Source organism: Clostridium sp. (assembly GCF_047718555.1).
Classification (GTDB): Bacteria; Bacillota; Clostridia; order Clostridiales; family Clostridiaceae; genus Clostridium_I.
This window is the reverse complement of the sequence record NZ_JBDNRK010000095.1, coordinates 1-7,577: the sequence shown is the minus strand read 5'-3', so window position 1 is coordinate 7,577 and position 7,577 is coordinate 1. Positions and strand designations below refer to the sequence as shown.

General features: G+C 31.8%; 5 protein-coding genes. 1 reads left to right on the top strand and 4 read right to left on the bottom strand.

Annotated features, from left to right (window positions below; all coding sequences use genetic code 11):
- The first annotated feature begins 327 nt into the window (after window positions 1-327).
- Complete coding sequence (locus ABF633_RS20155) at window positions 328-1,998, top strand: ribonuclease J (protein ID WP_415526418.1); 1,671 nt, start codon at window positions 328-330, stop codon at window positions 1,996-1,998.
- A 478-nt stretch (window positions 1,999-2,476) separates the two neighbouring features.
- Here the strand turns inward: ABF633_RS20155 and ABF633_RS20150 are convergent, their stop codons facing one another.
- The 4 genes from ABF633_RS20150 to ABF633_RS20135 form a co-directional block, all read right to left on the bottom strand.
- A complete protein-coding gene (locus ABF633_RS20150) occupies window positions 2,477-4,126 on the bottom strand; it encodes an FAD-dependent oxidoreductase (RefSeq protein ID WP_415526416.1) in 1,650 nt (549 codons plus the stop codon).
- A gap of 110 nt (window positions 4,127-4,236) precedes the next feature.
- On the bottom strand, window positions 4,237-5,292 hold the full coding sequence (gene arsB / locus ABF633_RS20145) for an ACR3 family arsenite efflux transporter (protein WP_415526414.1): 1,056 nt from the start codon (window positions 5,290-5,292) through the stop codon (window positions 4,237-4,239).
- A 270-nt stretch (window positions 5,293-5,562) separates the two neighbouring features.
- Entirely contained in the window at window positions 5,563-5,946 is a 384-nt protein-coding gene (locus ABF633_RS20140) for a metalloregulator ArsR/SmtB family transcription factor (protein WP_415526412.1), read from the bottom strand.
- Window positions 5,947-6,138: 192 nt separating this feature from the next.
- Window positions 6,139-7,296, bottom strand: coding sequence for a DUF362 domain-containing protein (locus ABF633_RS20135; protein WP_415526410.1), 1,158 nt, complete (start codon window positions 7,294-7,296; stop codon window positions 6,139-6,141).
- Window positions 7,297-7,577 lie beyond the last annotated feature (281 nt).

Genomic DNA, 7,577 nt, shown 5'->3' with positions numbered 1-7,577 from the left:
CAGTATAAATGATAAATTACAGTTATCAGAAAGAGTATGGACTTGTAAGAATTGTTCATAATCATTGTTAAGAGGCCTTGATTTTATGTTGTTTTTATCAATGAATCTTATTTAGTGGGAGTTTGTACTCCCTCTAAGTTTAGATGAATTATCCAGGAACGTGTCTCTGTTATCTCCACCTTGTGGAAGGTGGAGTGTTACAGCGACTAGTTATCGGATAAAACATATTTAAGTATATATTAAAAAAGTATCTATAAATACCAAAATAAAAAAATTAATGGTAAAGAAAATTTAAATAGTCAAATTTCTTACCAGACTGGAGATTAAATGATAAAAAAAAGTAGGAATAAAGTAAAGGTAATCCCACTAGGAGGATTAGGCGAAATTGGAAAGAATATTACGGCCATAGAATATGATAATGAAATAATTATTATTGACTGTGGTTTAGCTTTTCCTGATACGGAGATGTATGGTATTGATTTAGTTATACCAGATATAACATACTTGTTAAATAATAGTGAGAAGGTAAAAGGTTTTGTATTAACCCATGGACATGAAGATCATATTGGTGCTCTCCCATATGTCTTGAAGCAACTAAATGTGCCAGTTTATGGCACAAAATTGACTTTAGGTTTAGTAAAAAGCAAGTTGGAAGAACATAATATGCTCTCTGACTGTACTCTTTTGGAAGTTAAACCAGGAGAAGAAGTCAAAACTGAAAACTTCAGAGTTGAATTTATACGAACATGCCACAGTATATCAGATGCCTGTGCATTAGCTATACATACACCTGAAGGTATTATAGTTCATACAGGAGATTTTAAAATAGATTACACTCCTATAGATGGTGAATTAATAGATCTTCAGCGTTTTTCAAAGTTTGGAAAGCGAAAAGTGCTGCTGTTAATGGCAGATAGGACAAATGTTGAACGCCCAGGTTATACAGTTTCAGAGAAAATTATAGGAGAAAATTTAACAAGAATTTTTGGGACTGCAAAGGGTAGAGTAATTGTTGCTTCCTTCGCATCAAATATTAATAGAGTTCAACAGATTATTAACTCATCTTTGTCTTATGGAAGAAAAGTTGCCTTTAGTGGAAGAAGTATGGAAAAAATTTCTAATATCGCTATAGAGTTAGGTTATATGCATTTACCTGAAGATCAACTTATAAGTGTAGATGATATTAATAAATATCCTTCTGACAAAGTAACTATTATAACTACAGGAAGTCAAGGAGAACCAATGGCTGCACTTTCAAGAATTGCATATTCAAGCCATAAAAAAATCACTATTGAAAAAGGTGATTTAATAATTATTTCTGCTTCACCAATTCCAGGAAATCAAAGACTTATATCCAAAGTTATAGATGAACTTTTTAAGAAGGGAGCAGAAGTAATTTATAATGCTTTAGAAGAAGTTCATGTTTCAGGTCATGCTTGTCAGGAAGAGCTAAAACTAATGCATAAGTTAGTTAATCCTAAATTTTTTATGCCTGTTCATGGTGAATATAGACATTTAAAACAACATGAATTGTTAGCTAAAAAACTTGGTATGGATTCAAAAAATATATTTGTTTTAGAAACTGGTCAGGTATTAGAGTTAAGCAGAAACAGTGCTAAAAAATCAGGAACAGTCACTTCAGGATCAATTATGGTAGATGGCCTTGGGATTGGCGATGTAGGTAATATAGTACTTCGAGATAGAAAACATTTGTCACAGGATGGTATATTAACAGTGGTAGTGACAATAGATAAAGCATCATTTAGTATACTTTCTGGACCTGAAATTATTACAAGAGGCTTTGTTTATGTAAAAGAATCTGGAAATTTATTAAATGAAGCAACAGCACTAGTAAAATCAGAGTTAGATACATGTATGGAGAAAAAAATTACGGAATGGTCAGTAATAAAATCTAATATAAGACATTCCTTAGGAGAATTCTTATATAATAAAACGAGAAGAAAACCTATCATTTTACCAATAATTATGGAGATATAAATATATCAAAGTAACTATTAAAGTTTTAGATTCTTCTAGTAAAAAAATTATGGATAGATTATCTGTGCATAGTGATACAAGTGAAAAATTAGCTGTATGATTCAGATGCATAAGATATTAAATTAATCATTTATTGCTCATTGAATAAAAAAAGGCACTACTGCCTTTTTTATATTTATTACAAACAGTGAACTACCATCACTTATAGAAGTGGATGGCTTCCTTTAATCCATCCTAACCACAAGGGAAATTTTCTTTTACAGGATATCAGTTTCCAAGGCTATGGATTTTTTATGAGGAAAATCCTTCCCGTAGTACCCACGGTAGTGTTATCTTACAAATAACGTTTGTAAACCTATAATTTTATTGTAATTCATTTGTTGCCAATCGGCAAGTGCTATTATCTCCCACCTAAGGGGATAGGAGAATTTCGCACGTTTTGTTAAATTTTATTTTATGGAAACTACTTTTCAGCAAATTATTTCGTTTGAGCTTTATAATTCTTATGTCCGCCAGAAATATTATAAACTTTCTTAAATCCATTATTAATTAATATATTTTGTGTTGCATTTCCCGTTACTCCCTTGTTACAATAGGTAACAAATATATTATCTTTATCTAAATCTTTAGTTTTATTTCTAAATTCTGCATGTGGTATATTTATAGCATTTTCCACATGAGCCTCTTCATATTGTCTACTTACCCTAGTATCTATTACTGTAACATCATTTCCTGCTTCCCTAAGTTCGTTAAGTTCTTTTGGTGTTATCAGTTTTCTGCCTCTATTTATTGCATTATCTAAAATCATCCCAGTATACATTACAGGATCTTTTGTAGTAGAAAAAGGAGGTGCATAAGCCAAATCCAAATGGAATAGATCTTCTGCCTTTGCTCCAAAAGTTATGGCTGTAACAAACACATCAATTCTTTTATCTACTCCAGTATACCCAACAATTTGAACCCCTAGCAACTTTCCTGTATTCTTATCAGCAACAGCCTTAATAACCATCTCTTTTCCATGATAGTATGCTGGTTTATCAGGCTTAATATTGTGGCAAACAACTGTATCAAAGCCTTCACTCTGTGCCTCTTTCTCTGTGAGACCAGTTTGTGCAACAGCCATATCAAAGACCTTAAATATTCCAGTACCCAGAATACCTCTGAATTCAAGGCTGCCACCTGTAAGCTGATCTCCTGCTATTCTGCCCATTTTATTTGCAGTTGAACCTAGTGGTCTATATAAAGGCTTTTTATTGATAACAGAAAAACTCTCAGCACAATCACCGCAGGCATATATATCCTCTATATTTGTCATCATTTTTGTATTTACCCTTATTGATCCCTTAGCTCCAAGCCCTATTCCAGCATTTTGGGCAAGCTCTGTATTAGGTTTTACTCCAATGGACATTATAACAAAATCTGTGTTTAAAACCTTACCACTTTCTAAGACCACTTCATTAACTAAGGTTTCTCCCTTTAACTCTGTTACAGAATCACCTAAAATCAAATCAATATCTTTACTTTTTAAATACTTTTCAACATATGCAGCCATATCACTATCAAGCCCTGGAGTAACCTGATTTAGTCTTTCTACAAGAGTAACCTCAATCCCAAGCTTCTTTAAATTTTCTGTCATTTCAAGTCCAATAAATCCCGTTCCTACTATCACTGCTGATTTAGGCTTGTGACTTAAAATATATTCCTTTATTTTATCTGCCTGCTGTACATTTCTTAAATAAAATACATTGCTCTTTTCTGCACCTTCTATATTAGGTACTATAGGCTTTGCACCTGTGGCAATAACTAATTTATCATAGCTTTCATCAAATACGTCATTAGTATCTAAGTTTTTTATAGTTAAAGTCTTGTGATCAGTATTTATTCTTAAAACTTCATGTCTTCTGAATACATCTACATTGTATTTTTTCTTAAAAAATGCTGCGTTTCTTGGGGTCAATTCATCTCTATCCTGTACTTCCTCACCTATATAATAAGGTAAACCACAGCCGGAATAGGATATATCATAATCCATATCGTATATTTTTATTTCCGCATCTTCATCATTTCTTCTTGCTTTTGCAGCCGCAGAAGTTCCACCGGCTACAGCGCCTATTATAACAATCTTCATCAATCTTCCTCCCTCTTCTTACATGGATATTTTACTTTCTTACAGCGTGTATGAAACATTGCTTAAAATCATCTTCAAATAATAAGCAGCATTAAAATTCCCTTTACTTTTTATTCTTCTTGCTTTAATCCAAAGTATTTTCTTCCCCACATTAAAGCTACATGTACAAGTCCAATCATTACAGGAACTTCAATCAACGGTCCTATAACAGCAGTAAAGGCCTCTTTAGACTCAATACCAAACACTGCTACTGCCACTGCTATGGCAAGTTCAAAATTGTTACTGGCAGCAGTAAAGGATAGGCTAACTGTTTTATGATAATCTATTTTTGATCTATAACTTATATAGAAAGAAATTGAGAACATAATAATGAAATATATAATTAAAGGAATTGCAATTCTTACAACATCCATTGGCAATTCTATAATATATTTCCCTTTAAAAGTAAACATTATAACTATGGTAAATAGTAAGGCTATCAATGCCAAAGGACTTATCTTTGGTATAAATTTTTTAGTATACCATTCAGTTCCCTTCATAGGTTCTAACAATAATCTTGTAAGCATACCTCCAACAAATGGAATACCCAAATAAATTATTACTGAGCGAGCTACTTCACCCATAGAGATATGTACCTGCATACCCTGGAGACCTATTACTTTTGGTAATAAAGTAATGAATATATAAGCAAATATTGAATAGAATACCACCTGGAATATGGAGTTAAATGCTACTAAAGCTGCTGCATATTCATTATCTCCGTCTGCCAGGCTGTTCCATACAATAACCATAGCAATACATCTAGCAAGGCCTATAAGAATTAATCCAACCATAAAAGGTGGATAACCTCTAAGAAAAGCAACAGCTAAAACAAACATTAATACTGGTCCTATAATCCAATTTTGGATCAATGAAAGACCTAATACTTTTGGGTTACGAAAAACCTTTCCAAGCTCCTTATAATTGACTTTAGCAAGTGGCGGATACATCATAACTATAAGTCCTATGGCTATGGGAATAGACGTTGTCCCCACTGATAAATTTGACAATACATTAGATAGACCTGGTAAGGCCCATCCTAAAAATACGCCTAATCCCATTGCAATAAAAATCCATAATGTTAAAAAACGGTCAAGACATGATAATCTTAATGATTTACTACTCATAATAATACCTCCATTTTTAATTAGTTTTAAGTATAATTTCAATCTCACAAATACATCAATGAATCTTACTTAGTGAGAATTTTTATTAAGTACAAAATACTTGTTACACTTATATGATTATATTCAGTTTTAATCATATGATAGATTAGATTAATTAGTGCCAATTATTCCGACTATTTAGCATACATTTAACATTGTTCTAAATCTTTTACCCATTACAACCTGATAAAGATTATTTAAATTTTGTAAAGAAACAATAATTAATCACCGTTATTCCATATGATTATCACAAAAGCATACTTTTCCAGCTTTTAAATCATCACAATTTAAACCGCTGCCCTTATACTTTTTCAGTCTTCCATAGTCAATTTTACATTGCTCAAGTTTCATAGTTTCTATCTCTATAATTTCTTTTATAAATGGATATTCCAGCAGAGTATTTTCATTTATCTTATAATACACATATTTAGTTACTTTATAATAGTCAAGTATTTTAGCATTTGCCAGCTTTGTTAAATGTCTTGATACATTTGACTGTGTAATATCAAGTATCTCTTCAAGTTCACAAACACATAACTCTTCATCTCTAAGTATATTTAATATTCTTATACGTGTTTCGTCTGCTAATGCTTTCATCACTTGTATTAAATTCAAAGTTGTTACCTCCTCTGTAAAGTTTAAAATATATTATATTCATATATTCAATTATAATCATATAATAATTATTTGTAAATTGCAAGAGGTCAAAAAAGATTGATTTCGTTTTTGACCTCTATTACATATCTATTCATTCTACCCTTATTAATTTTTTCTAACTCTATTATATTCTCATTTTTCATTCACTATCTATTTTAAGCCTAACATCCTGCTTAAAGGCTTGTTCTTTGTCACTATGGCTCCCCTTGGACAAAGTTCCTGGCAACAAAAGCATCGTATACAATTACTATATTTCCATTTTGGTATTACTTTGTTGTTATGCTTTACAAAAGATATTACTTTAGATTTTTCCGGGCAAACCTCGCCACATTTTTTACAACCTATGCATTTTTCCTCAATCAAAACTGGATTAGGTGCAGTCAAGGAGGCCACAAGATTATTTAATGAAGGACTTATAAAATTAATTACCTTAGCACTTCGTGAGAGCTTAAAGTCTTTACATTTCATATCCTCAACTTTTTCTCCCAAAATCTCTATTTCTTTTGGAATTACAGTTCCCCATTTTGTATCATGAGCCACCTTCAGAATAGGTATAGCTAATACATTATCATAGCCAATTAATCTTACTGCTGTAGAATCAACTGCTGTAAGGCATTTTCCCATAATTATAGTATCCATTTTTTTAGGTGTTCCATTTCTAGGGCCATTTCCCTCCATTGCAGTTATACCATCAAGAATTGCAAAGCTGGTTTTCACAATAGAATTTAAGTCTAGCAACATTTTACTGAAGTTAACTGCATCCGGTAATTTTGTGTGCCATGCTGCCTTCTGAGAACCAGGTATACATCCAAATTGATTTTTGACCGCTCCAGTATAATACATCATGGCATGAGTTTTAAGCTTAGGCAGTGTTATAACTACATCCGCCTCGTAAGGTGCCCTGGCAACATTCCAAAATTTGTACATTAAGGGGTTTTCAAGTTCCACATGTACTTCATCATTGAAATCAGCAAACCTGACTCCATATCTGCTTGCTACCTCCATTAGCCCTGATTTCTCGGCAGCTTTTCTCGTATCTCCTGAACCTGGAGAGTCACCAAATATTATATTATTACTATATTCCTTAACTATCCTGACAACAGCTTCAAACAACGCATAATGTGTTATAACTGGAGAACCTTTTTCAACTATACTAAGGAAATTAGGCTTTAATAATACTGTGCTGTTTTCAGGTATAAGAGTTCTCAAAAAAGAAGTTCCCCCCAAAAACTCAAAGCCTTCTCTAAGTTTTTTTTCAATATTATTAACATCATAATCTGTACATTTTAATAAAGCAACCTTTTCCACAACATATCTACCTCCGTATTTAACTCTTTTTCATACTTTCTCCACCATAAATTATTCATAAAAACACCAATATTCATATAACTATAGCAAGCGAAATCATATCTAGAATGTATTTATATAATAATAAAAAAGTTAACACTTTAATTATGACATTAAATAGGAACTACAGTCTACAAAAATAGCTAATTTATTAATATGTCATTTTGAGATTAAATATAATTGCATACAAAAAATCAAACCACCAATTAGCTATATATTATATATAAACTAATTGGTGGTTA